21 protein-coding genes and 1 pseudogene are annotated in these 24,293 nt (G+C 46.4%); 18 read left to right on the forward strand and 4 right to left on the reverse strand.

Annotated features, from left to right (window positions below; genetic code table 11):
• Positions 1–22: 22 nt before the first annotated feature.
• Positions 23–1,024 carry an inorganic phosphate transporter gene (locus NNL35_RS06970; protein WP_006678244.1) on the forward strand — a complete coding sequence of 334 codons (1,002 nt, stop codon included), beginning with the start codon at positions 23–25 and terminating at the stop codon, positions 1,022–1,024.
• Between the two features lie 94 nt (positions 1,025–1,118).
• Here NNL35_RS06970 and NNL35_RS06975 read toward each other — a convergent pair whose 3' ends face one another.
• Positions 1,119–1,754, reverse strand: coding sequence for a hypothetical protein (locus NNL35_RS06975; RefSeq protein ID WP_006678245.1), 636 nt, complete (start codon positions 1,752–1,754; stop codon positions 1,119–1,121).
• 299 nt (positions 1,755–2,053) lie between these two features.
• Between NNL35_RS06975 and NNL35_RS06980 the strand changes: the two genes are divergently transcribed.
• The 9 genes from NNL35_RS06980 to NNL35_RS07020 all read left to right on the forward strand — a co-directional run bounded on the left by NNL35_RS06980 (position 2,054) and on the right by NNL35_RS07020 (position 11,671).
• Positions 2,054–2,344: a YerC/YecD family TrpR-related protein gene (locus NNL35_RS06980; protein WP_006678246.1), complete on the forward strand. Its 291-nt coding sequence runs from the start codon at positions 2,054–2,056 to the stop codon at positions 2,342–2,344.
• A 3-nt stretch (positions 2,345–2,347) separates the two neighbouring features.
• Complete coding sequence (locus NNL35_RS06985) at positions 2,348–3,304, forward strand: sirohydrochlorin chelatase (RefSeq protein WP_276540122.1); 957 nt, start codon at positions 2,348–2,350, stop codon at positions 3,302–3,304.
• 176 nt (positions 3,305–3,480) lie between these two features.
• On the forward strand, positions 3,481–4,395 hold the full coding sequence (locus tag NNL35_RS06990; RefSeq protein ID WP_006679189.1) for a diacylglycerol kinase: 915 nt from the start codon (positions 3,481–3,483) through the stop codon (positions 4,393–4,395).
• An 802-nt stretch (positions 4,396–5,197) separates the two neighbouring features.
• Positions 5,198–6,730: a 23S rRNA (uracil(1939)-C(5))-methyltransferase RlmD gene (gene rlmD, locus NNL35_RS06995; RefSeq protein ID WP_006679190.1), complete on the forward strand. Its 1,533-nt coding sequence runs from the start codon at positions 5,198–5,200 to the stop codon at positions 6,728–6,730.
• 969 nt (positions 6,731–7,699) lie between these two features.
• Positions 7,700–8,632: a VirB4-like conjugal transfer ATPase, CD1110 family gene (locus NNL35_RS07000; protein WP_476638821.1), complete on the forward strand. Its 933-nt coding sequence runs from the start codon at positions 7,700–7,702 to the stop codon at positions 8,630–8,632.
• Positions 8,633–8,864: 232 nt separating this feature from the next.
• A complete protein-coding gene (locus NNL35_RS07005) occupies positions 8,865–9,272 on the forward strand; it encodes a hypothetical protein (protein WP_254553048.1) in 408 nt (135 codons plus the stop codon).
• Between the two features lie 98 nt (positions 9,273–9,370).
• Positions 9,371–10,261 (forward strand): helix-turn-helix domain-containing protein, encoded by an 891-nt coding sequence (locus tag NNL35_RS07010; protein ID WP_006679193.1) that lies wholly within the window; start codon positions 9,371–9,373, stop codon positions 10,259–10,261.
• A 40-nt stretch (positions 10,262–10,301) separates the two neighbouring features.
• Positions 10,302–11,279, forward strand: coding sequence for an ABC transporter substrate-binding protein (locus NNL35_RS07015; protein WP_006679194.1), 978 nt, complete (start codon positions 10,302–10,304; stop codon positions 11,277–11,279).
• Between the two features lie 53 nt (positions 11,280–11,332).
• A complete protein-coding gene (locus NNL35_RS07020; RefSeq protein WP_006679195.1) occupies positions 11,333–11,671 on the forward strand; it encodes a cupin domain-containing protein in 339 nt (112 codons plus the stop codon).
• A 548-nt stretch (positions 11,672–12,219) separates the two neighbouring features.
• On the opposite strand, the pseudogene NNL35_RS07025 reads toward NNL35_RS07020, so the two are convergent.
• A pseudogene (locus tag NNL35_RS07025) lies at positions 12,220–13,426 on the reverse strand (IS1634 family transposase); the annotation flags it as partial.
• A gap of 224 nt (positions 13,427–13,650) precedes the next feature.
• Here NNL35_RS07025 and NNL35_RS30620 point away from each other — a divergent pair.
• The 8 genes from NNL35_RS30620 to NNL35_RS07065 all read left to right on the forward strand — a co-directional run bounded on the left by NNL35_RS30620 (position 13,651) and on the right by NNL35_RS07065 (position 22,496).
• Complete coding sequence (locus NNL35_RS30620; RefSeq protein ID WP_202947086.1) at positions 13,651–14,010, forward strand: recombinase zinc ribbon domain-containing protein; 360 nt, start codon at positions 13,651–13,653, stop codon at positions 14,008–14,010.
• Positions 13,979–14,521, forward strand: coding sequence for a hypothetical protein (locus NNL35_RS07035; RefSeq protein ID WP_050979484.1), 543 nt, complete (start codon positions 13,979–13,981; stop codon positions 14,519–14,521). The genes NNL35_RS30620 and NNL35_RS07035 overlap by 32 nt, the downstream gene beginning before the upstream one ends.
• A 286-nt stretch (positions 14,522–14,807) precedes the next feature.
• A complete protein-coding gene (locus tag NNL35_RS07040) occupies positions 14,808–15,512 on the forward strand; it encodes an ABC transporter ATP-binding protein (RefSeq protein ID WP_006679197.1) in 705 nt (234 codons plus the stop codon).
• Between the two features lie 2 nt (positions 15,513–15,514).
• Positions 15,515–17,839: an ABC transporter permease gene (locus NNL35_RS07045; protein ID WP_006679198.1), complete on the forward strand. Its 2,325-nt coding sequence runs from the start codon at positions 15,515–15,517 to the stop codon at positions 17,837–17,839.
• Between the two features lie 341 nt (positions 17,840–18,180).
• Entirely contained in the window at positions 18,181–18,717 is a 537-nt protein-coding gene (locus tag NNL35_RS07050; protein ID WP_006679199.1) for a hypothetical protein, read from the forward strand.
• A gap of 203 nt (positions 18,718–18,920) precedes the next feature.
• Entirely contained in the window at positions 18,921–20,009 is a 1,089-nt protein-coding gene (locus NNL35_RS07055; RefSeq protein WP_006679200.1) for a serine hydrolase domain-containing protein, read from the forward strand.
• Positions 20,010–20,315: 306 nt separating this feature from the next.
• On the forward strand, positions 20,316–21,530 hold the full coding sequence (locus NNL35_RS07060) for an MFS transporter (protein ID WP_006679201.1): 1,215 nt from the start codon (positions 20,316–20,318) through the stop codon (positions 21,528–21,530).
• A gap of 432 nt (positions 21,531–21,962) precedes the next feature.
• On the forward strand, positions 21,963–22,496 hold the full coding sequence (locus NNL35_RS07065) for an SMI1/KNR4 family protein (RefSeq protein WP_006679202.1): 534 nt from the start codon (positions 21,963–21,965) through the stop codon (positions 22,494–22,496).
• A gap of 103 nt (positions 22,497–22,599) precedes the next feature.
• Here the strand turns inward: NNL35_RS07065 and scfB are convergent, their stop codons facing one another.
• On the reverse strand, positions 22,600–23,979 hold the full coding sequence (gene scfB, locus NNL35_RS07070; protein WP_006679203.1) for a thioether cross-link-forming SCIFF peptide maturase: 1,380 nt from the start codon (positions 23,977–23,979) through the stop codon (positions 22,600–22,602).
• 95 nt (positions 23,980–24,074) lie between these two features.
• Positions 24,075–24,224: a six-cysteine ranthipeptide SCIFF gene (gene scfA / locus NNL35_RS07075; RefSeq protein ID WP_006679204.1), complete on the reverse strand. Its 150-nt coding sequence runs from the start codon at positions 24,222–24,224 to the stop codon at positions 24,075–24,077.
• Between the last annotated feature and the right edge of the window lie 69 nt (positions 24,225–24,293).

Consider the following 24,293-nt stretch of genomic DNA (forward strand, 5'->3'; position numbering starts at 1 on the left):
GTGCAATCGTGAATAAATGGGAATGGATATTAATTTTTGGGTCATCGGGATTGTCATCTTCCTGGCCCTGGCGTTTGACTTCATCAACGGCTTCCACGACACGGCGAACGCCATCGCCACGTCGGTCTCGACGCGGGCCTTGCCTCCGCGCGTAGCTATTCTAATGGCTGCGGTGATGAACTTCGCCGGCGCGTTGACCTTCACCGGCGTCGCGAAGACGATCGGGGGAAGCATCGCCGATCCGACGCAGCTCGACAACGGGCTTGAGATTGTTACCGCCACGCTTATCGCGGCGATTATCTGGAACCTGGTCACCTGGTGGTTCGGAATTCCGTCTTCGTCCTCGCACGCGCTCATCGGCGCGCTGGCCGGAGCGGTATTCGCGGGAGCCGGGGCCGACAAGCTCAATCTGAGCGGCTTCAACAGCATTGTCATCGGACTTATCATCTCGCCGATTATCGCATTTGTCGTCGGTTACATCGTCATGACGATATTGAAATGGATTTTTGGCAGGCGCAGTCCGCATACCGTGAACAAAGGCTTCCGTACCTGTCAGATCATTACGGCCGCGTTCCAATCGTTCACGCATGGCACGAACGATGCCCAGAAGGCGATGGGGATTATTACGTTCGCGCTGGTCGCCGCCGGCCTGCAGCAGGAGATGGAGGTTCAGACCTGGGTCAAGCTCGCGGCTGCCACTGCGATGGCGCTCGGGACCTCGATCGGGGGCTGGAAGATTATTAAGACGATGGGCACGAAGATATTCAAGATTGAGCCTATCAACGGCTTTGCCGCCGATTTGTCGGCTGCTTCCGTCATCATGTCCGCCACGCTTACGCATTTGCCAATCAGCACTACGCATGCGATTACCTCCGCTATTCTGGGGGTAGGCTCTGCGAAACGGTTCTCGGCGGTCAAGTGGGGCGTGGCTGGACGCATCGTGGTGACCTGGTTCATTACGATTCCGATCTGCGGGGGATTAGCGATGTTGATCCTCAAAATCATTGACGTTCTGTTCTATTAAAAAGGGAAAAAGCCGGCTCGGTGGAGTCGGCTTTTTGGCGTTCCTGGAGCTATGCTTCCTGTCTGTTTTGACGAGTGCCGTTCGCGGTGCGGGGCTACCTTTTACGCCTTGAGGCGCTGCCTGTGCGGCGGGCCGTCGATCTCCGGCGGTTGCCGCTTCCCGAGCGCGGGCTGCCGCTCGAATATCTCCGTCGTCTGCGCGGTGCGGCGTCGTCACCGCCATCCGCGGTGCTCAGCTTTTTGCCACCTCCTTTGCCGGGCATAAGGGTTCCCATGAACATTTTGGCCACCGGCATGATCTGCTGGACGCTGCTCATGATCTTCTGCACCTTGCCCATCGTATCCACGATGCCGTCGATGCCTCCGAGCTTGTCGATCATCGATTTGAGATCGCCCATGGAGAAGTTGCCCAGCAGCTTTTTGTCCGGCTGAGCGGCCACCTCAATCGGCGTCTCGGCCACGGCATTGAACGGGACGATCGGGGCTTCCGGGTAAGGCGTATACCCGGACAACTCGGGATATCCTTGAGGCATTCCGGGAGGCAGGCCGTTGAGGCTGCGGGTGTTCATGCGGCTGCCGGCGGGGCGTGCCCGGGCCTGATTCCGGGCTGCCCTCTCCCTGGCCAAGGGAGATGTGGAATGCGTCGCATGGGGTCCGTGCATGCGGGGCACCGACATCAGCTCCACCGGATCCGGCATGCCAGGCCGCCCATTGCGGTGAGGAACTTTCATCTCATCACGACCTTTTTCATTAAAATCATCATGCGTGTTCCAAAAGACGGCTGGAGATCGCCGTATGACTTTTTGCACTATCGTCATATTTTGGATTGTAATTGGGGATAGGTTACTATACAGTATGTGGTAGGCGAACAACACGTGTGGACGATCGCCCGTGGGTGGACGCCCAATCCTTCATGAAAGCGCTATTATGAATGCCTTTATTCATTAAAGCACGAACACGGTAACGCTTGAAAAGGCGTTGTAAAGGCAGTACAATGAAATTACATGCGAAGAAGTAGGAGTGGATAAGGTTGCAATTGAAGAAATTGAATGATAAATCGATCGACCAGCTGTTTGAAGCGATTTTGACGCTGGAATCGCTCGAAGAGTGCTATATTTTCTTTGATGATCTGTGCACGGTGAATGAAATCCAATCCTTATCCCAGCGGCTGGAGGTCGCCCGGATGTTGGGCAAGGGCTGCACTTATAATCAGATTGAAGCGGAGACGGGCGCAAGTACGGCGACGATCTCCCGCGTGAAGCGTTGCTTGAATTACGGCAATGACGGTTATAAAATGACGCTGGAACGTCTGGGGCGCTAAGTGATGCGTTCGGGCCTGTTGGTGATTAGCCACGGTTCTCCCGACGGTTCTTGGGTTACACTGGTAGATGAAGCGATGGCGCAGGCGGCGTGGCCGGAAGGGGTGCCGATCGCTTCTTCTTTTTTGGACTGCGTGCCGGGACGGACGATTCAGGACGGCATCGATGAACTGGAGGCGCAAGGGGTGGATGCCATTGGCGTCATCCCTTTGTTCATATCCGGCGGAAGCACGCATGTCGATGAGATCGCTTATGCGCTCGGCGTCACTTCGGCCCCGCTGTCCGACACCAAGCTGGCGCCATACCGCCTGCGGGCGCAGGTGCGCTACGGCCGCCCGCTGGACGGGGCGGCCTTGTTCGCCGCGACGAGCGGCGGGGATGGGCCGGGCGATGCGGGCCCGGCAGGCGAGCCCGAGGCGGGCACGGTCCTCCTCCGCATGGCGGAGGACCGCTTGCGCGGCCTCGGCGCCGGCGCGGGCGACGCGGCGCTGCTCGTGGCGCACGGCAGCCGGCACGAGCCGTTCGCGGGCCGCTGGCACGCGAGCCTGCGCCGCCTGGCGCGGCAGCTCGTGCAGCGCGGCGCCTGCGCGGCGGCGTCCCACGCGCTGCTCTGCTGCGAGGACATCGCCGAGGCCGCGCGCAGGCTGCAGCAGGCGCTGGCGGTGCTGCCCGCCGATGCGGGCCCCGGCCTGCTGGCGGGCGACCGCACGCTGGCGGCGCGCGCCGCGCTTGCCGAGGCCGCGGCCCGGGCGGGAATCGGCCGCCGGGAGCGCCGCGTGGCGGTGGTGCCGGTGTTCCTCAGCACCGGCTATTTCACGGCGCGCGTCATTCCGGAGCGGCTGGGCGATGTGCCGGCGCTCTATGACGGGCGCGCGCTGCTGCCGCATCCGGCCTTGGTGGAGTGGCTCTCCCTGGAGGGAGAGCGCCTGCTGGCCGGGATGAAGGCCGAGGACGGACGCTAGCGCGGGGCTCGGGCAGGATCAGGAAGATGCTCGACGGCGCATTTCACAGTGATATGTTGGATTTTCCATAGTATAATCAAGTAAGTAATCAATCTGTGAAGGTGCCCGGGATCAGGGAGCTGCGGAGCAGGCATGGCGCCGGAATGGGAATAGAATGCAAACGGGTGACTTAAGGAATGATAAAAAAAGCAAGGTTAATCTATAATCCGACTTCCGGGCGGGAGGAAGGGAAGAAGCGGCTGGCGGACATTCTGCATAGGCTGGATGCCGCCGGCATCGAGGCGACGGCGCATGCGACGGATGGCGCGGGCGATGCGACGGCCAGCGCGGCGGATGCGATCGACCGGGGCTATGACATGATCATCGCCGCCGGCGGGGACGGCACGCTGAACGAGGTCATCAACGGCATGGCCGGCAAGCCGTCACGGCCGCCGCTCGGCATTATTCCGCTCGGCACGACGAATGATTTCGCCCGTGCGCTGGGCATCCCCCGCCATTGGGAGGACGCCTGCTCGATTATTACCCGGCAGAAGACGCGAGTCATCGATCTGGGGCAGGCGAATGACACGTATTTCATCAATATCGCGGGCGGCGGGTCGCTGACCGAGCTGACTTATGAGGTGCCCAGCAAGCTGAAGACGATGATCGGGCAGCTGGCTTATTACATGAAGGGCCTGGAAAAGATGACGAGCCTGCGGCCGACGGAGCTGCGCATCGAGGTGGACGGCCACGGCGTGTTCCATGAGGAGTTCATGCTGTTCCTGATTGCGAATACGAACTCGGTCGGCGGCTTCGAGAAGCTGGCTCCGGGGGCGCGCATCGATGACGGCCTGTTCGATGTGATCATGCTGAAGAAATGCAATCTGGCGGAGTTCATCCGCGTGGCGGGGATGGCGCTGCGGGGCGATCATATTCTCGATCCGCTCATTATCCACGTCCAATCGAAGCGGGTGACGGTGACCTCCCCGGATACGGTGCAGCTCAATCTGGACGGCGAATACGGCGGCCTGCTGCCGGGAACGTTCCAGGTGCTGCCGTCGCATTTGCGGATATTTGCCGACGTTCCGGAGGCGCAGCCAGAGCAAGGATAGGAACGGCTTCCCGTGTTCGTCTGCGGTTGGCGCAGGCGGGTTATGGGGGAAGGCTGCCCATGTTGCGTGTGCCAACTCGGCCTTGCTGCGGGCTCGGCTGCGGCGTAGGGCTATGGCGTTGTTCCCTGGCTGGGGCCGATGGCGTTGCGGGTGTTATGGACTCGGACGCGGCGTATGCGTTGCGGCCTTGGCTGCGGTGTATGGCGTTACGGAAGCTGGAGGGCTTGGCCTGCTGCCGGTGAGGCGGAGGCCAGGTCTTTTTTTGATAAGATGGGACATGCTAGGAGAGGTTGCGGCTATTGATATCTGGTGTGATACGGTAGGCTGTTGCACTAATTTGAAGGGAACTAGTCCAGTAATTTACAGGAAAGCAATACAGTAATTTGCCGGGAAGTACTACAGTAATTTGAAGGGAATTATTTCAGTAATTTTCAGGGAAGTACTACAGTAATTTGTAGGAAAGCTGCAAATATGCAGTAATTTTATGCTTTTGCTTGTCTATTTTGCAGAATTGCTGCCAGGATGCAGTTTTTTGATGGGAAAATCGGAATCTGCGTGGTTATGAAGCGAAATTGATGTATATTTGCAGGATTCTTTTTTACGCGAAGAGGGCTTGGCGGGAAAGCTGTAGTTTTGCAGGATTTTTGCAGCTATTGATGGGAAATTGAAAAGAATCGGTGCATCTTGTTAGCCCGAAAGTTCTGGCTGTATGTTCATGCAACAGTCTAGACTGGTGGAAGGCATAAGGAGAGCATCATCTTGACATAGAGGAATAGCAATCGAGAGAGCGGAGGATGTTGTTGTGACAGGGAAGAAGCTAGGCAATGGGGAGCGCCGGAAACGCCGGGGAACGGGGGCAGCCGCCGGAGCGCGAGCGGCGGAGGGAGCCGCAGCCAAGAAGCGTGGCCGGACGGGACAGGCATTGTCTTCCGCTCCGGTAAGCAAGAATGACGAGGTCGTGCTCGATATTATCGGGCTCACTCATGACGGCGAAGGCGTCGGCCGGGTAGACGGATTCACGCTGTTCGTGAGCGGCGCGCTGCCGGGCGAGCAGGTGCGGGCGCTCGTGCTGAAGGTGAAGAAGCAGTACGGCTATGCCAAAGTATTGGAGCGGCTCATCGACAGTCCGCATCGGGTGGAACTGGAGCATCCGGCGAAGGCATACGGCGGCTGCCAGCTGCAGCATCTGGAATATGGCGAGCAGCTGCGCTGGAAGCGGCAGCATGTCGTCGATGTGCTGGAGCGGATCGGGAAGTTCCAGGTGGATCATGGAGCCGAGACAGGGGGCGCAGACGGGCAGCCGCCGATTAAGGTGCTGCCGGTCATCGGGATGGAGCATCCTTGGCGCTACCGCAACAAAAGCCAGATGCCTATCGGGGCCGATCCGCGGACAGGCGAGCTGATTGGGGGCTATTTTGCGAAGGCGAGCCACCGGATTATCGACACAGATGTAAGCCTGCTCCAGCATGAGCGGAATGATGAGGCAATGCGCGCTGTGAAGCGGATTGCCCGCAAGTACGGCATCGAGCCGTACAATGAGGAGACGCATACGGGCCTGCTCCGCCATGCGATTATGCGCGTTGGCTTCCGCACGGACGAGCAGATGATTACGCTCGTGACGAATGGAGACAAGCTGCCGCATGAGGCGGAAATTGTAGCCGATCTGGTTGAAGCGCTGCCGCAGTTGAAGAGCATCTGTCAGAACATCAACACGAAGCGCACAAACGTGATTATGGGGGACAAGACCCGAGTGCTATGGGGTTCGGAGTATATTACGGATTATATCGGGGATATAGCATTCAAAATCTCCGCGCGCTCGTTCTACCAAGTGAATCCGGTGCAGACGGAGGTGCTGTACGAGAAGGCGGTGGAGTACGCCGGCCTGAGCGGGCAGGAGACGGTCATCGATGCGTATTGCGGCATCGGAACAATCTCGCTCTTCCTGGCACAGCGCGCGCAGCAGGTGCTTGGCGTCGAGATCGTGGAGGAAGCGATAGCCGATGCGCGCCGCAATGCCGAGCTGAACGGCATCACGAACGCGGAATTCGCCGTCGGCGGGGCCGAAGAGGTCATCCCGCAGTGGAAGGAGCGCGGCCTGACCCCAGACGTCATTGTCGTCGATCCGCCACGTAAGGGCTGCGACCCCGCGCTGCTGGACACGATGCTGGCGATGCGTCCCGAGCGAATCGTGTACGTCTCCTGTAATCCGTCTACGTTGGCGAGGGATTTGCGGGTGCTTGCTGATGGCGGATATACTGTGGCTGAGGTGCAGCCGGTGGATATGTTCCCGCAGACGGCGCATGTGGAGTGCTGTGTGTCGCTGGTTAGGAAATAGACTATTGGAGCCATATTTACCTATAAGATTGAACCTCAGGTGAAGTTATCGCTTGGGCCTTTTGCACACTTTATGCGTCATTACCTGTTCTACAATTAAAGGATATGAATAATTCATCTTGCATTTGGAGTACTGATGCCGTTTGTAGGAAAGCAGATTTGCTGAGCCGTATTTTTCTGCCTGTTGAAACCCGATCGTTTCAGTGTTTGGGGTTTTATGAATAAAAGAACAGCGGGGATAGTTCTGACCAGTTATGTTCGAGAAAAAATTATGAAATATGCGGATATATTTCATAATATTAGTAGGTGTAAATCGGTTTTTCTGGAGGATATAAAATGAATAGTATGGAAATTTCAGGTCTCTGGAATATTTCAGGGTACGATGAAAATAGTGTAGAAGGTATTTTACGTTTAAAGCATTGAACTGTGACCCGAGAGATGGACACTTAAAAAAAGTGCCCTCTCTCGGGTTTTTTGCGTTTATAATTGAATTTATTTATAGAGAACGGAGTATGAGCATGCGGTATAACGAGTCAGAGATCAAAAAAACTTGAAGAAAATCCAAATGTAAAGCGTGTATCAGAGACGAATATATCTTTCACTCCAGCCTTTTACACTGATTCAAGATGCCGTTGATGCCGGTGCTAGAGAAGCAGCTGCTTGCAGAGAGCTTGGACTGACACAGCGAACGTTGCAACGGTGGCGCAAGCAAGGCGGCACCATTGACGGACGTCCTCACGCAGAGCGGAGGGTGCCTGCTAACAAGCTAAGTGAAGCGGAAGAGCAGCAGGTGCTGGAAGTTCTTCAACAGCCGCAGTACAGGAGCCTGCCATCAAAGCCAGATCGTGCCTGCGCTGGCCGACGAAGGGACATACATCGCCTCCGAAGCCTATTCAGGCTGCACAAAAATCGCAATCTTGACAGTATACTATTTTTTGAGAAATCGCGACAACTATCTTGACAAACACCGATAGCGGATAGCAAAGAGCAGCTTGACCAGGACACGGAGGCTTTGCTGACGACAGCGCGCAAGCATCTGTGCCAGCTTGCCCCGCTGACCTTCCAGCAGATGGATGGTCTGAATACGGTACTGCCCTATGGGCTTCGCAAAGTCCATGCGCTTCGAACACTGACGACCGAGAGCACGGCCGTTTTTATTCCTTTCCCCGCTCAGGAGGTGATGCATCCCGGCGGTGTTTATCAAGGACAGAACGTCATTAGCAAAAACATGATTTTTGTCAGCCGTAAGCAATTGCTGAATGGAAACAGCTTTATACTGGGCGTCCCCGGCTCTGGCAAAAGCTTTACGGCGAATCGCGAAATCGTCAACCAGGTATTGGCGAGCGACGATGATGTCATTCTGATTGATCCCGAAAGGGAGTACTCCGCTTTGGTGAAGGCGCTTGGGGGCGAGACGATTCATATCTCGGCCACTTCATCCAATCATATTAATGCGATGGATATGAATCGGCAATATGGCGATGGAGCCAATCCGGTCATTCTGAAATCGGAGTTTGTGCTGTCGCTGTGTGAGCAGTTGATGGGCGGCTATCCGTTGGGGGCGAAAGAAAAGTCATTGATTGATCGTTGCACAGCCAGCGTCTATCGTACTTTCCTACAAAATCAGTACAAAGGAGAGCCGCCAACGCTGCGGGATTTCCATGCGGAATTGCTTAAGCAAGCAGAGCCGGAGGCACAGGATATTGCATTGGCGATTGAACTGTTCACGTCGGGCAGTCTAAACACCTTCGCCAAGCCGACCAATGTGAATGTAGATAATCGCCTGCTCAGCTACGATATTTTGGACTTGGGCAAGCAATTACTCCCGATTGGCATGCTGGTGGTGTTGGATAGCATTTTAAATCGGATCACGCAAAATCGGGTGAAGGGTAAAAATATTTAGATTACCATACAGAGTAAGAGGTTTGGCGAAGGAGTGCGGACAATGCGAGAAGAGAACATACACATATTCACACCGGAAATGCTCGAAAAAAATATAAAATGCCCAGCAGTATGCTGGTCTATGCCTATGGGGGAATCGCTAACGTTCAATTGAACGAAGCGATATTCTCCATGGAGCGGTTTGGACTTTTCCATGGTGGAAAAGGAACAACGCTAGCATCACGCCTGAAGAGGTGGTACTCAGAAGCTACATGGTGCTGTATAAGGCAGAGACGCCGCCCTTCTTCAAGAAGGACTTGCATCGATTGCTGGAGCAGGTGAACCCGTTTGTGCTGCAGTTTGGGTATGCGCCGAGCAATCCGGTGGGGCTGCTCCACTTGTTCGGGCAGATGATGGGCAGTTGGAGCCGTACCACAGCGATGAATCATTTTCATACGAAAAATATGTTTTATCAATCCATGTATGAAATTTATAAAGATTTGGAGGATGAGCAGGCAACGTTTCTACATCCAGACCCTGTGATATCGGCTAAACCGTATTTGGATGAGCATTATGTGCAGTCGATTACGTTTCAGATTAATGTCAATCAATGGGCATCTTGTTTTTTTTGTAATTATTGGAAATTTTACAATATTGGGTGAATGTTGATTTAAAGGGCTTGCTGTTTAAAGTTGAACAGGGTGTGTAAAGATTAATCTATCGGATTACAGAAAACTATTAATGAGAAGGGGGATGCTTTGTGAAAATAGACGTTAATCAGTTGGCTGAGTTTCTTGCAGCTAATCCTTTTCGAGTTGAGGGAATATTTCGTTATGCCCAAAATCCAGGTATACCCTATGCAGAATATACAGATTCGTTTCCCGGATTTGTATTTCCACTTATGGGAAAGACACAATTCCAATTTAATGGTACGCCTTATATTCTGTCACCAGGGAAAGTTGTGCATGGAGGTGCAAAAATGAAACTTGTACAAAAAATGTATGGTAACACAAACTGGGAATATATACTTGTATTATATCAGATAAGCAACTCAAAAAATGCTAGTTTTTCTCAGCAACATTTTGAATTGCTGACAGGACAGTCTCCTCGCCTTGTCGAAATACTGATGCGACTTTGGCATGTGTATAATAGGCGAGTAGGCCTCTCTTTATTTCAGACCGAAATGTTGTTTCGAGAAGTGCTAAATGAAGCCTTATTATGTGCAGTTAACAGGCAAAATAGCAATGAATCACTAACTGTATTTGAACGGATAGCTAGTTATATTCATGATTATTATGATCAAAATATAACAATAGCCTCGCTTACAGAACAAAATAACATGAATAGAAATCGACTTTCTTATGTATTCAGAAGACATGCAGGTATGGGGCCAGCAGAATATGTACTGAACTATCGAATAAAGATGGCGCAAAAAATGCTAGTTACAAGTGATGTGCCTGTACAACAAATTGCACAAGCTGTTGGAATTCCAGACCCCTTTTATTTTAGTAGGGTGTTCAAGAAGCAAGTTGGTATTTCGCCTACTAAATATCGGGAGGAGTTCATCAATAATCCATGCTCATTTCACGGGCATCCATCCATATCTGAAACTGAATGTACTACACTAAGGGGGGGAGTCAAGAAAACATAGTAATAGGAGGAATTATAGATGCAAATTGGAGGAATTATAGATGCAAAAAGGTAAAGTACAGCTGTTCTTAATAATATTATTTGTAGGTATTTTAGCAGGTTGTAATGAAACCCCTACAGGAAATAAAGGATCAGCTACAAACGTAGAATCTAAGCCAGAAATTAATAATGATATAACTGATTGGCCAAGAACATTTAAGGATGGATTAGGGAAAAATATTGTCATCAAGGAAAAGCCAAAAAACTTAGCAGCACTCTGGTATTTTTATCCCGAAATATTAGTTGCACTAGAAGAACCGCCCGCTGCTTCAACTGAAAAAGAGTATCTCTCTTCTTTAATCTATTTAAAAGGAAAGTTGGATTCTACTGAAGAATTGGGCGATAAATTGTCTCCTAATATTGAAAGTATTATTTCTATTGATCCCGATTTAATTCTTGCCACAGAAATTCATGCGGAACAATATGAGGCGCTAGAAAAAATTGCGCCCGTCATTACGCTAAAAACCAAGGACATCTATGAAGATTGGCAATATGGACTTCGTACCGTAGCCGAGATTATTGGCAAAGAAGATGAAGCGGAAAAAGTAATTGATCAAATGATGAACGAGATTACAACTGGGCGCGAAGCATTAAAGTCGATTGAAGGAGAATCAGTAGCACTTATAGTGTCTTGGGATGGAAAAACTTTCAATGTTCTAGGTGAAGGGAACCCTGTCTATACATTGGCGTTTGATCAAGAAAAAGGGTTAGGGCTTACACCAGATGCTGCATTTAAAGGGAATAATAATGAATTTACTACGTTTGAGGGGATTTCAACTATCGAAGCAGACCATATTTTTCTGATAGGTGAAATTACAAAAGAGAAAGCATTAATGAATAACTTAGAACAAAGTAATGTTTGGAATAGTCTTAACGCTGTAAAGAAAGGCAATGTCTATTTAATGGATACTTCCGCTATTACAGGCGGTCCATTAGCCACCGAATATGCACTACAGAATATAATAAATTCCTTACAGTAACTCTATTCAATTTGCTGTATCAGTATAGTAGGACAAAAATAGGAGGAATTAAGATGTACTACCAATCCATTCAACTGAAAAACGAGTTTTCTAAAATGAACGATTATTGGTCCCCAAAAGTTATTGGTGAAATAAATGACTATCAATTAAAGATTGTTAAAATTGCTGGCGATTTTGAATGGCATAATCATGAAGGTGATGATAAGGTATTTATCGTGCTTGAAGGGGAGATGTTTATTGATTTTCGTGATGGACAGGTGAAGGTTTCAAAAGGTGAGCTTTTTATTGTCCCAGGAGGATTTGAACATAAGCCTTTTGCTGAAAAGGAATCTCACATCATGTTAATAGAGCCTAAGCGTGGAGTTGACACTGCCGATACTAATACTGAATAACAACTGGCAGTGATAATTGAACGGTTGTTTAATACTCGACTTCGGCTGTGTCATTATTGCTAAATTGCTGGAACTTGCGTTCTCGGTGGCCGTGAATGTGTTTATAGACGATCTGCTGCTCGACGCTAAATGGGATCTTGATCATCTGGGTTTCCATTGAGGTTTATATGCGCCCAATACGTTTCTAATGTATATCGTCAACTATTGGGGCTATTTGCACTGCATCAATATTCAACCGGAAATGCGGAGAAAGTTGTTTTTACATATTCAAAAGCTTCATTTCGACAATGCGGAAACCGGGCATTTGGTTGGCTGACTGACCAATGATATGAATATGATCGGTGAAGTGGAGCACCATGGTCCGGAGGAACTGTTTATTGCCGTCATCTGACGTTTCGCACCCTACTGATGCAAACGGAAAACATTTCAGCTATTTTTTTAATCCGGAATGAATGAGCAGCCTAAACCAACCATGGACTTACTGGCTCAACCATCATCAATGAGAACAAACGGCCATTCTGTACGAAAACCAGTGACTTATGTTCGGATCACGCTCCTACATAGATCGATTCATCCAGCCAAACATGGCTAACAATCGCCGCTGCTCCGACTTCAGCGGTTGACCCAGTTGACGATACCGGCTGCCATCGGGGATACGAAATACAACGACCTGCACATATTCGAGCAGGCGAAAAATCTCCCGCGTCGTCGGCTGGACCAGTTTCCGTTTGGTGGTAGCGATTAGAGGATTCCGTCCTTGCCTTGAATGGTATGGTAGACCAACAGTGCGATCAGAAATAAGTAGCCAAGCACTTCCACTCGATGTGGCTTCTTCAGGTAGATTTCATCGACAAAATAAGGATCCTTCAAAATCGAAAAGTTGCACTCGACTCGAATTTGTCCTTTGTACGTTTGTAATAGCGCCGCCGAATCCATCGCTCTCCCCTGAAACTCCGTAGGTACCGTAGACACCAGCACAAATCGGGACGCCCTTCGGCGGGCGGCCTGAATCGCTTCTTCATTGGGCAGAACCGGATCAAACACCAGTTTGTAGCGCGTGACGATTTCGGGTACTGCCCCTTTCTTCGGGCGACCTTGTGGACGCAGGATGTCTTCGTAGCTCCCGATTCGTCCTTCTAATTGATGAAAGGTCAGCGGGTGGTCGATCAGCCATTGTTTCAACGCGCTCTGCGCGTCGTGTTCGCAATGAAACACGCGCTTCGCTTGCGCCCCGATCGCTGCCATCACGCATTCGCGTTCTTGGTTCACCTGCTTCTCCAGCGCCTGTTTCACGATCTTCAAGTTATTGCCGCCGCGCGTAATCAGGTACGCTTTGGCCTGCCGGACTTGATCCAACGTTTCGCGCGTCATCGCTGCAGAATCGGCAACGTAGATAAAGCCTTGCAAATTCACCCTTTGCCGTTGGGCATCGAGTTTCTGGAGCACTTCGGGATTCCAGGATTTATCGCTTTTATTCCCATCATGGACATCGCCATAGACCGGACGACCTTGTCCGTCTACGATAAGACCAAACTGAAACTGTTTATCTCCATGGCGGTCGCAGCTGTAACCTTCCGTAATGAGTAAATCGCCTTCCTCAGCATCCTTGTAAGCGCCGTATACCGATTTACTGGTTGTATCGCTGTGAAAGGCCAGCACTGTATCGGGGTTGTACTGCCATGCTTCTAGCGCCAATGTCGAATACAGTTCATGCACTCTTGCATCGCTGATCCGATCCAGATGCCTGGCCAAGGCATTTTTTTTGAGAAAGAAAATATTAATACTTTGACGATGGACGGGGAGTTATTGCTTACAATCCTCAGTTCAGTAGTACAGCAAGAGGTTGAGAATATTTCATCAGTTGTTAAACTGGGCTTGAAAATGAAAATGCAGCGCGGTGAACTCGTAGGGTTCCAAAGCTGCCTTGGGTATGACTACGACCCCACTACCAAAAAATTTCAGTAAATGAGGAAGATATTTTGTTCAGACGTGGAAAGCCGCGTGGGAAACTTGAAAAAGGCAGTAAACGCGAAAAATTCATCAGGAAGTTTACATTCAGTTGCAAACTGGAATGTGGATTCTGTGGTAAAAACTATTCCCGAAGAAGTTGGAATAGCAGGACGGTTTACGCAAAAGTTATTTGGCAATGTGTCACTTTTTCGAAAAAGGGAAAAAGGTATTGCCCGCATTGTAAGGGAATTGAGGAAACCATAATTGAGGGGGCGTTTGTTGAAACATATAATCGGGTATGCGGCAATCATAAGGACGTATTAGATGAACTGTTGTTAAGAATGGAGTCCGTGCTTGGTGATAAACAGCCATTCCAAACATTTAAATAAAGTGAAGCACGAAATTCAAGCCATGGAACAAAAGCGTTCTAATCTGATTAACCTTCATCTTGACGAGAAAATTGATCGCTCCACGTATGAGCGAAAATATAATGAACTGGAGTCCACGTTAACGGAATTAATTGAAGCAAGCGAGCAATTGGAGGCGGCGGCTCAAGAAGAAATTGATGTTGAAAAGAGGGTGCAGCACTTTCGTAATGTGCTTCAATCCAATACGGTTCTTTCGGAATTTGATCGAAATGTATTCGAAAGTGTCATTGAAAAGGTTATAGTGGGAGATGAGCAAGAAGACGGGAGCGTAGAGCCGTATCAGTTAACATTTGTATTCAAAACGGGATTAAAGAGCGCTATGCAATGCAAAGGCGGAAGGCAAGAACCAAAAAAGCTAACAGTAGCGGAGAGGAGTGATGTATGTCCCCATGTCCCAAACAACACATGTGGAGTGCTGTGTGTCGCTCGTGAGGAAATCGTAGAGCCACATTTACCTTTCACTGTTAAATAAACGGGTGCAATTTCTTTTTTTCTGAAGCAAGCTTCAGTTAATTAAATTAATGAATCGAGCGGAGCAGCCATTTAGAGGTTGCTCCGTTTTTTTGCGAGCAAATCGGCGAGATCAAACTCCTTCTGGAGACCGATAACAAAATACATCGGATGCAGGATGCAACTTTTTCGGTTTGGTATATTATGGAAGTAGAGTGCGAGGAGGTCGATTACTAGCTGATCTCAGACTGGGTGCACGGCGGAACTACTTACCTGTACCGTATGACAATAACGAGGAGATGGAATAAGTGAAAAAGTTAATCGAATTCAAAAAAGTAACGAAAGAATACAAAATAGGAGAAGTGCCAATCAAGGCCCTTGATGGTGTTGATTTTTCCATATCAGAGGGAGAATTCGTCGTTATTTTGGGTGCAAGCGGTGCCGGTAAAAGTACGATTTTGAATATACTTGGCGGTATGGATACGGCTACTTCAGGTCAAGTGTTTGTTGGTGATCAAGAAATAACAAGATTTAACGAAAAAAAATTAACAGAATATCGCGGTGAGAAAGTTGGCTTTGTATTTCAATTCTATAACTTAATTCCGAATTTAAACGCGCTAGAAAATGTTGAATTTGCCACGGAAGTATGTAAAAACCATCTGGATGCGAAAGATATTTTACATAAAGTTGGATTAACGAATCGCATCAAAAACTTCCCTTCCCAGCTCTCTGGAGGAGAACAACAAAGAGTTGCTATCGCGAGAGCTGTTGCCAAAAATCCTTTACTTTTACTGTGTGATGAACCAACCGGAGCTTTGGATTATGTGACAGGCAAGGCCGTCTTAAAGCTTCTTCAAGATTTGAACAGGGAAACGAAAAAATGCGTCGTTGTGGTCACCCATAATTCCGCAATCGCTCCTATGGCTGATAAAGTTATCAAGGTTAAAAGCGGAATGATAGAAAGCATTACGATGAATGATGAGAAACAAAGTGTTGAAGGGATTGAGTGGTAATTATGAAATTAATTTTGAAATTAGTAAGGGATATCAAACAATCTATAGGCCAGTTTCTAGCCTTTGTTTTGGTTGTCGCGGTAGGAGCTTTTTTCTATGCGGGGCTAGTCACTTTGAGCGACAATCTTAGCACCTATACGAAGGCTTACTTTGAAGAACATAATTTAAGCGACTTGAATGTATATTACAGCCAAATTTCCAAAGATGATGTGGCTGGTTTAAGCGAAATGGAAGGTATAAATAAAATAGAAGGACGTTATACCTTTGATGCCACGCAAGCCGTTGAAGATGATAAAGCTTCATTAAAAATTCATTCGATCCCTGTAAACAATGAAATAAATACGCCTGCTGTAATTGAGGGCAGTATCCCGTCAAAAAAAGGCGAGATCTTATTAGATTCCCATTATGCAAAAGAACATCATTTTCATGTCGGTGATAAAATCAGTATAAGTACGAATGGAAGAAGTTTTAATTTTACAATTAGCGGCTTGAGCGAAAATGTTGAATATGCCAAAAAAAACGCAACACAAGACCATAAAGCCTACGGAATAGCTTATATTGCCGAAGAAACAATACCTGAAATCGCAGACAGCTTTTACTACAATGAAATCATGATTGATGCTCAAGAAGGTTACAATATTGAGATCTTAGGTCAATCCATTGAAGCACAATCCAAACAACTTCCTTATTTGGATCAAGTAAGTAAAGAACGGACTTTCAACTATTCTCAAATCAATCAAACGATACATAATAATAAATTGATGAGTAAGGTTATCCCTTTCGTTCTCTTTTTGATTGAAGCGCTTATCCTATTTCTTACCATGTCGAGGATTATAGATTCGCAAAGAAATCAGGTAGGTATTATGAAGGCTTTGGGTGTAAAAAATAGAAACATCATGCTTCATTACATGGGATACCCTGTGCTCGTAGGTATAATCGGTTCCATCCTAGGTTGTGCCATTGCCGCTGTTGTATTTATTCCATTAGTAACGGAGTCGATTGCAAGGGCCTACTCTCTGCCTGGCATTACATTCTCACTTTCATTATTTTCTGTCATTCCCCCCATCATTTTCTCTAGTGCTTTTGGAATTCTGTCATGTTACTTAAGCGGCAGAACCATATTAAATGAACGTGCCGCTCAGGCTATGCGTCCGAAACCGCCAAAGAAGATGAAAAAGCTATTAATTGAAAGAGTTCCGGGTATTTGGAGTCATATTTCCTACAGTTACAAGCTCATTTTGAGAAATATATTTTTAAATAAACCTAAAGCTTTAGCGAGCTCAATTGGTGTTGTTATCAGCACTGTTTTATTGATAACTGCTTTTGGCACTCAAACGGCCTTGCTAAAAGTAGCTAACCAAATTGAAGATGTATATACGTATGATTTAAGAGTAGATTATACGATGGGAACATCACCTGATGCGGTAAAACTGCCCTCCGGTATTAAAAATAGTTATTTTTTATCCACTTTTCCTGTTGAATTCATAAAGGATGATGAAAAAGAAAATGCCACTTTAGTTGTTACTGAAAAAGAAAACAATCTCATTCATTTCTTTGACGAACATGACAATCGAATATTTTTAGAAAATAGTGGTGTGCTGGTCCCCAAATCTTATGCTGACAAATATCATATTGTGGAAGGGGATATCATCCAACTAAAGTTCACAGCACCAGAGCTTAAAAATAAAGCTGTAGATATGAAGGTTTTACATATATCTACACAGTATTCGAATCCGTCGTTTTATAGCACACCCGATTATGTAAAGAGCTTTGACATAGACTACAGTCCAACCTCGCTTTTAGTTGAAGTAAATAGCTCTGCAGATCTGACAAGCGTTCGTAACTTCTTTGAACAAGATCATCATGTAGATACCATTGCAGATAAGAATGATCTAAAGAAATCAGCTCAATATATTTTGAAACAAAACAGTTTTGTCTTTATCATGTTTATCATTTGTGCCGTCATCCTCTCCTTTGGCGCCATATATACGATATCTTCCATAAACATTTATGAAAGGAATCGTGAGCTTGCAACACTGAAGGTATTAGGCTACCAAAAAAACAAAATAAACAGACTTATATTTTTTGAAAACATCGTACTAACCACATTTGCGGTCATTGTAGCTTTACCGATAAGTGGCTATGTTTATACAATTATTGTAAAGGCACTGTCTAGTACCCATCAACAAATCCCAGATAAGTTAAACATGGTTATCATGTTGGTTTCCATTATTCTTGCGTTCTTCCTTACCGTTCTATCTAACCTGCTGCTTAGGAGTAAAGTTACCAAAATAAATATGACTGAATCGTTAAAAAGTATAGAATAATGTGACAGGTTCGCTTAAATAAATTATGTTTTTCATTCGTCCAAGGTGTATAATACTTGGACTTTTTTATCGGATTGTGTATACCTAAGCTGTATTAACCTTGACGAGGTGATGCGGGATGTGGTTGCTATTGAGCACAAGTGATCCGTACACGGTCAATTCCCTTTTTGGTATGATTTAACTAGATTGATGTCGAAATATGATGAGAAGATGAAAATCGTTATATTCATAACGGCTTGGGACGGATCTATTATGACGATCAGATCGGCAGTCACACCATGTCGACATGTTGGGGACGTTACAGCTACGAGCAGAATTCTGATTCCGGGAGAGGTGTTACGATGAGTATTGGATTGAATGAGATATGGGATAGAAAAATCCCTGCGGATGATATGGATTTAGCGGAATTGTCCGATAAAATATGGGAGATCGGCGAACTGGATGCCATTCAAGAGAAGGTGTCGCCGGAGTTATTTCAACTTCACATCGCCATCAATATGATCGGCAACTGGCAGTCGGATGGCTGGGACGGTATCATTGCCTATCAGCCGCATCTCGTGCCGTATATTTCCGAGGTGTTGGCGAAATTTGGCTTGCAGCATTTGCAGCATGCTTTTGACGAAGTCATTGCCATTTTCCCTGATTTCATTACCTTTGAAGATGGTTCACTTTATTGTGACATGATCAACTTTCTGCATAATATGCGACTTAAGGTAAGTGACGAACGTTTGAATGCGTACACGCAAGAAGAGCGTCAAGCCATGGTGAAGCAATATCAGGAAAAGCTCGATCAATTGGAAAAAATGACGGGGCCCCTATGGGGATATGGCAGCCCTATGGACGGTTGGGCCATGATCTTCGATTATATTCAGGCATAGGACGCAAGAGGGGGATTACATGCAAAAAATAGAAACGTTATATAAACAGCGCTTCGGAGAATGAAATTAGGAAACCAGGTTGATGGGAATGATCGCGTGCTACATGTAAGACTTTACTTTTTAAAAGCACTTCCACTTCTGTAATCCGCTTCGCTTTGATCATTATGTCACGGATTCAGGATCATAGACTGAGAGGTATAACTATGAAAAAATTCTTAAAAATTTTCTCTATTACTATTCTTGTTATTGTAATCGTCTCTATAATGGCTTTGCCATTATTTGGACGTAACAACCATAGTAATTTATCTGGAAGCGTTTCTGATAAAATCGATCAATATTTGACAAATGAAAAATTTCAAGGAACCGTCCTAATTGCAAAGGAAGGTGAAATTTTATTTGAAAAAGGTTATGGATTGGCAGCCACTGATTTACCAAATAGCCCAAGCACGCTCTATCAGATTGCTTCATTATCGAAAACATTCACTGCAGTAGCAGTCATGCAACTAGTAGAAAAGGAACTTCTACACTTAGATAATCCAATTTCGCAATACTTTCCGGACTTTCCGAATGGAGAGTCTATTACAATAAGTCATCTGCTAAGTCATAGCTCGGGAATTCCGGATTATCTAAAGGCGAATTTCAAATTTGACTACAGCCAAGAATGGAATCCAAATGATATTGTAAAAATCGTTAGCGATTCTGAATTAGAGTTTACCCCAGGTAAAAGCTTTCGTTATAGTAATACTGGTTATGTGATGTTAGGACTTATTGTTGAAAAAGTCAGCGGACAGTCATATGCAAATTACATAGAAGAGCATATTTTTAAGCCAAGCAACATGTCTCATTCTATGTTTACGGTTTCGGCTGGTATACCAAAAGCGGAAGGACATGTAGAGGGGAAAATCGGACCCTTCATGCATAATTCTGCAGCGTATGCAGCTGGGGATATCATTTCTACAGTTGAAGATTTAGAACGGTTTGACAGAGCTCTGCGTAATCATGTATTGATAAGCAAAGAAACATCAGAACTGATGAGTATGACGCATGCTAAAAAGTTTCCGTCTCAATATGGATATGGATGGTATACGCAAGATGTCATGGGGAAAAAGGCAGTTGGGCATCCAGGAGGATATCCAAGTGGTTTCCGTCATTATGTTACGCGGCTAATTGACGAGGAATTAACAGTGATCGTTCTTAGCAACGAGATGACGGTGAATTCAAAAAGAATCAACCGTAATCTTACATCCATCGTTCTTCAGGAGCCAATTTGGATATGGGAGGAGCGACTTTAATTAGATAAACCTTTTCTTTTAACATTTAATGGATGTTGACATTATCTGCTCTATTTTGCTAGTATGTATCACGAAATAAATTTTCCTTTAATACAGTCCAGAGAGGCTGAAAAGGGCTACGTGATATTTTAAGGCTAATAATATCTATGTTTTCGCATGCCCTTTTGCCCTTTGTGCCAGAAGGGCATTTTTAGTACCTCTTTTAAAGGGAGTCCCGTGAGGCTTCAAAAGAGAATGGAAAAGTCTTATGTAATCCATTCCCTCAAACACACTAAAAGATCAACAAGAAACTGGAGGAACGTTAGAATGGATTATCGTAAGAAAACAGTGGCAGCTTCAGTAGCTGGTTTAACGTTGGAAGGAATGGACATTATGTTTATTTCCTTTGCGATGACAATGATTATTTCGGAATTTAACATTGATTTCGCAACGGGTGGACTGATTTCTTCTATAACGAATATTGGCATGCTGCTAGGCGGTATTATTTTTGGGGTTTTAGCTGATAAGTATGGGCGGGTAAAAGTGTTTACGTATACCGTCTTGTTGTTTGCAATTGGGACGGCTTTAACTGGATTAGCAACGAATATTGAACAAGTTTATATTTTCAGATTTATCGCAGGTCTTGGCGCAGGGGGAGAATATGGAATTGGCATGGCTCTCGTTGCCGAGGCTTGGCCGAAGAATAAACAAGGAAGAGCTTCCGCATATGTTAGTGCAGGCGCCCAGTACGGGGTTATTTTAGCAGCGTTACTAAGTGCTGTTATTCTACCGTTCTTGGGATGGAGAGCTTTATTCTTTGTTGGCGTGGTACCTGTCATTTTCGCCTTTATTGTGCGAAAGAATCTTGAAGAGTCTCCGGAATGGCTGGCTTCCCAGAAAAATAAAGAAATCAACAGGCAACCTGAAAAAGGCAAGCTGGCTCAGCTATTTGAAACGCCTAGAACAACGATGACGACAATTTCCTTGATTATTATGGCAACGGTGCAAATTGCCGGCTACAATGGTTTAATGATTTGGCTGCCATCCATGCTGCAGAAATCGCAAGGTTTATCCGTTTCAAGCTCTGCTCTTTGGACCATTAGTACAGCGGTTGGCATGATTATTGGGATGCTAACGTTCGGTCTGTTTATGGACCGATTTGGTGCAAAGCGTGCTTTTGGCATCTTCTTGCTTGCCTCTGCGTGTGCTGTGTTTTTATACTCCTATGCTGCCGGAAGTGTCGCTATTTTAATCGGTGGCGCGATTGTCGGATTCTTCTCGAATGGCATGTTTGCCGGGTATGGAGCTTTAATTAGCAGCTTCTATCCTGTGCAAATTCGAAGTACAGCGACAAACACAATTTTTAACTTCGGTAGAGCAATTGGAGGATTTTCACCAATCTTTGTCGGCTATATTCTTCAAAGTTATGATATGACGGTCGCAATGATCTACTTAGCTGCCTTATACTGCATTTCCCTTATCGTCATGTTGACTCTACAAAAAGAGTCAAGTGAGGCTTTGCAACCCGTTGAAGTTAAATAAGCGTAGAGCGTTAAAAAAGAGTAGCATTAATCCTTAGAACTTGGATTATCATGTTACTCTTTCTTTTTAAATTGCTAAGTGATAACCTGTCGGCTCTTGCGAGAAAGATATAACTGCTCAAGTTGCTTATCGATATATTCTATTTTCAGTAGGGGAGTTAATCATGGAAATAAGAAAAAGGCTTAGCAGTCAGCTAGAAGGACATAATAGGGTGGAACGTACATCGAATATGATGAGAGGGATTCAAACCGTTTATAAAGAAATTAGCTTTCAGGATTTGCAAACATCTTGCTTTTATAAGTAATGTAAATACTTAGACAACAAATACAATCAGAATGCAATTTGTACACGAAGACTATTATAAACACTCACATATAGTCGGCGCTCTAAAAGAAGACGAAAAATAAAAGGAAGATAGGATGTGGAACTTACATGTACAACCATTCTAAAGGGAAAAATAATAGATTTCTGAATCAGGATATTTGTTTTGAGGATTCTTGGAAGGAGATATCAGTCTCCCAAATAAATGAAGTTGTATCTGATGAGTTTCCGGGAAAAAAAGATTTTATCGCGTTTTACCTTGCTAATAATGGTGGGGTTTTTACTAAAGGGGCATATATTTACCCTGATCATTTTTATGAAATATCAAACAAGGATTATTTATCGATAGAGATTGGGAGTTTTTTTCATATTCCGTTAATCGAAGATGAGGATGATTCCTATTACACAATGTCTATTGAAAGAGCAAAAGATAGAAGGGCAGATTATTCTGAGGATTTTGATCATTTCATTCTATTCCATATCCCTTTTGCTGACAATCATGCGGATAATGATTTTTGGATTGATATCCAAACCGGGGAAATTAAATATATGGATTACGAAGAAAGTTACGACCCTGATGATGCAATAGTTGTAGCACCTTCATTCTTGGAATTTTGCAAGCACATTCAGGCAAATCGTAGGTAATAGATGATGTTATCATTCTATGTTTCGCAAAATGATTCAGATACATATGACAGACAAGTACGGACGAAAATGCAAAGAGGGGCCGGTGCCCCTCTTTCATCTACTACATCTGATTCTCTTCCATCGCTCTGATCGACTCCGCAACCTTCGCCATCATGGAACATTCAATCCGTTTCCGGAAAACATCACAACTAAACTCGTAGGTTCCGTTGATGGAGCCCGTCGCATGCAGGGCATTGGCGGGACAGCCGCCGCTGCAGTAGAGTTTAGCCCAGCAATCCTTGCACTCCGGCTTCGTGTAGCAGTTGCTCTCTTTAAATTGGCACTGCAGCTCAGGCCGCGTGATGCCATCCCAGATGTTCCCCATGCTGTACGCTTCATCCCCGACAAACTGGTGGCATGGGAACAGTTCGCCCCATGGCGTGACAGCGAGGTATTCTGTGCCTGATCCGCAGCCTGTTATTCTCTTCTGGATGCAAGGACCTTCCGAGAGATCAAGCATGTAATGATAGAAAGTAAACCCTCTGCCTTGTTCGCTGCGCTTAATCATTTCCTTGGCGAGAATTTCGTATTGATTGTAAATTTCCGGGAGATCGTTCTCGGTAAGCGCATAGGGCTCCCGTGGATCACAGATGACAGGTTCCATCGAGATTTTGTCAAAACCAAGATCTGCGATATGGAATATGTCATTGGTGAAATCGACATTGTTCCGCGTATATGTTCCCCGTACATAGTATTCCTGGTCTCCGCGCTTTTGGATGAATTCCTGGAATTTCGGCACGATAGAATCATAACTGCCTTTGCCGGTAACGGTTGTGCGCAGCCGATCATGAACCTCTTTTCTTCCATCCAAGCTTAAGACGACATTGTACATTTCCTGATTTAAAAAATCGGTGACCTCATCGTTTAGCAGCATGCCGTTCGTTGTGAAGGTGAAGCGGAATTTTTTCTTCCATTCCTTTTCCTTGCTTCGTGCGTACTTTACAATCTCTTTGACGACTTTCCAAGCCATAAGCGGCTCTCCGCCGAAGAAGTCGATGTCCAGGTTACGGTGATGGCCCGAATTTTCGAGGAGGTAATCGATAGCTCTTTGTCCAACCTCTACGCTCATAATTGCTCGATCGCCATTGTACTTCCCTTGGCTGGCGAAGCAATATTCGCATGACAGATTGCAGGTATGCGCGACATTGAGACAGAGCGCTTTCACATACGTTTTTCGTTTTTTTAAATCCATGGACAGCTCCTCATACGCATCCTCTGTAAAGAGCTGCCCATTGCTTTTAAGTTCCTCGACCTCTGAGATGGTCTCACGAATGCATTCCTCAGAGAAATGTTTTTCCTTCATTATCGTCAGGATTTGTTCGGGTGTTGCGTGCTCATAAAGCGCAATGATCTCATACGCCAGGTCATCAACAACATGCACTGAGCCACTATAGGTGTCGATCACGATGTTGTATCCGTTCAGTTGATATTGATGAATCATACTGCGAATCAAGCTCCTTTTTGCCTACAAATTGCAACGGCTCTCCAGCATAAACAACTTCGCCGTCCTTGCAGGACGGCGGTGAGTTTCACATTCTATTTGTTCATTGCGTTTTCACAACGCTGGTTGGCCACGCCACAGGAAGTCTTGCAAGCAGACTGGCAAGATGTCTGGCAAGCGCCGCATCCGCCGTGCTTTACAGTGTCCATCAGTTTGCGTGTACTCAGTGTTACAATTCTTTTCATGATGAATAACTCCTCTGCCATTTCATTAGTTTACCTTGCTGCGTTGAACTATCGTAGCAACAACTTTGG

The organism is Paenibacillus dendritiformis (assembly GCF_945605565.1).
Taxonomy (GTDB): Bacteria; Bacillota; Bacilli; order Paenibacillales; family Paenibacillaceae; genus Paenibacillus_B; species Paenibacillus_B dendritiformis_A.

Bases quoted from the DNA above. Each gene is read 5' to 3' on its own strand.
- scfA (WP_006679204.1), bottom strand. From the start codon at position 24,224: ATGAAAAGAATTGTAACACTGAGTACACGCAAACTGATGGACACTGTA.
- NNL35_RS06990 (WP_006679189.1), top strand. From the start codon at position 3,481: ATGATAAAAAAAGCAAGGTTAATCTATAATCCGACTTCCGGGCGGGAG.
- NNL35_RS07045 (WP_006679198.1), top strand. From the start codon at position 15,515: ATGAAATTAATTTTGAAATTAGTAAGGGATATCAAACAATCTATAGGC.
- NNL35_RS06975 (WP_006678245.1), bottom strand. From the start codon at position 1,754: ATGAAAGTTCCTCACCGCAATGGGCGGCCTGGCATGCCGGATCCGGTG.
- NNL35_RS06985 (WP_276540122.1), top strand. From the start codon at position 2,348: ATGCGTTCGGGCCTGTTGGTGATTAGCCACGGTTCTCCCGACGGTTCT.
- NNL35_RS06970 (WP_006678244.1), top strand. From the start codon at position 23: ATGGATATTAATTTTTGGGTCATCGGGATTGTCATCTTCCTGGCCCTG.
- NNL35_RS07020 (WP_006679195.1), top strand. From the start codon at position 11,333: ATGTACTACCAATCCATTCAACTGAAAAACGAGTTTTCTAAAATGAAC.
- NNL35_RS07015 (WP_006679194.1), top strand. From the start codon at position 10,302: ATGCAAAAAGGTAAAGTACAGCTGTTCTTAATAATATTATTTGTAGGT.
- NNL35_RS07050 (WP_006679199.1), top strand. From the start codon at position 18,181: ATGAGTATTGGATTGAATGAGATATGGGATAGAAAAATCCCTGCGGAT.
- NNL35_RS07065 (WP_006679202.1), top strand. From the start codon at position 21,963: ATGTACAACCATTCTAAAGGGAAAAATAATAGATTTCTGAATCAGGAT.
- NNL35_RS07055 (WP_006679200.1), top strand. From the start codon at position 18,921: ATGAAAAAATTCTTAAAAATTTTCTCTATTACTATTCTTGTTATTGTA.
- NNL35_RS07060 (WP_006679201.1), top strand. From the start codon at position 20,316: ATGGATTATCGTAAGAAAACAGTGGCAGCTTCAGTAGCTGGTTTAACG.
- scfB (WP_006679203.1), bottom strand. From the start codon at position 23,979: ATGATTCATCAATATCAACTGAACGGATACAACATCGTGATCGACACC.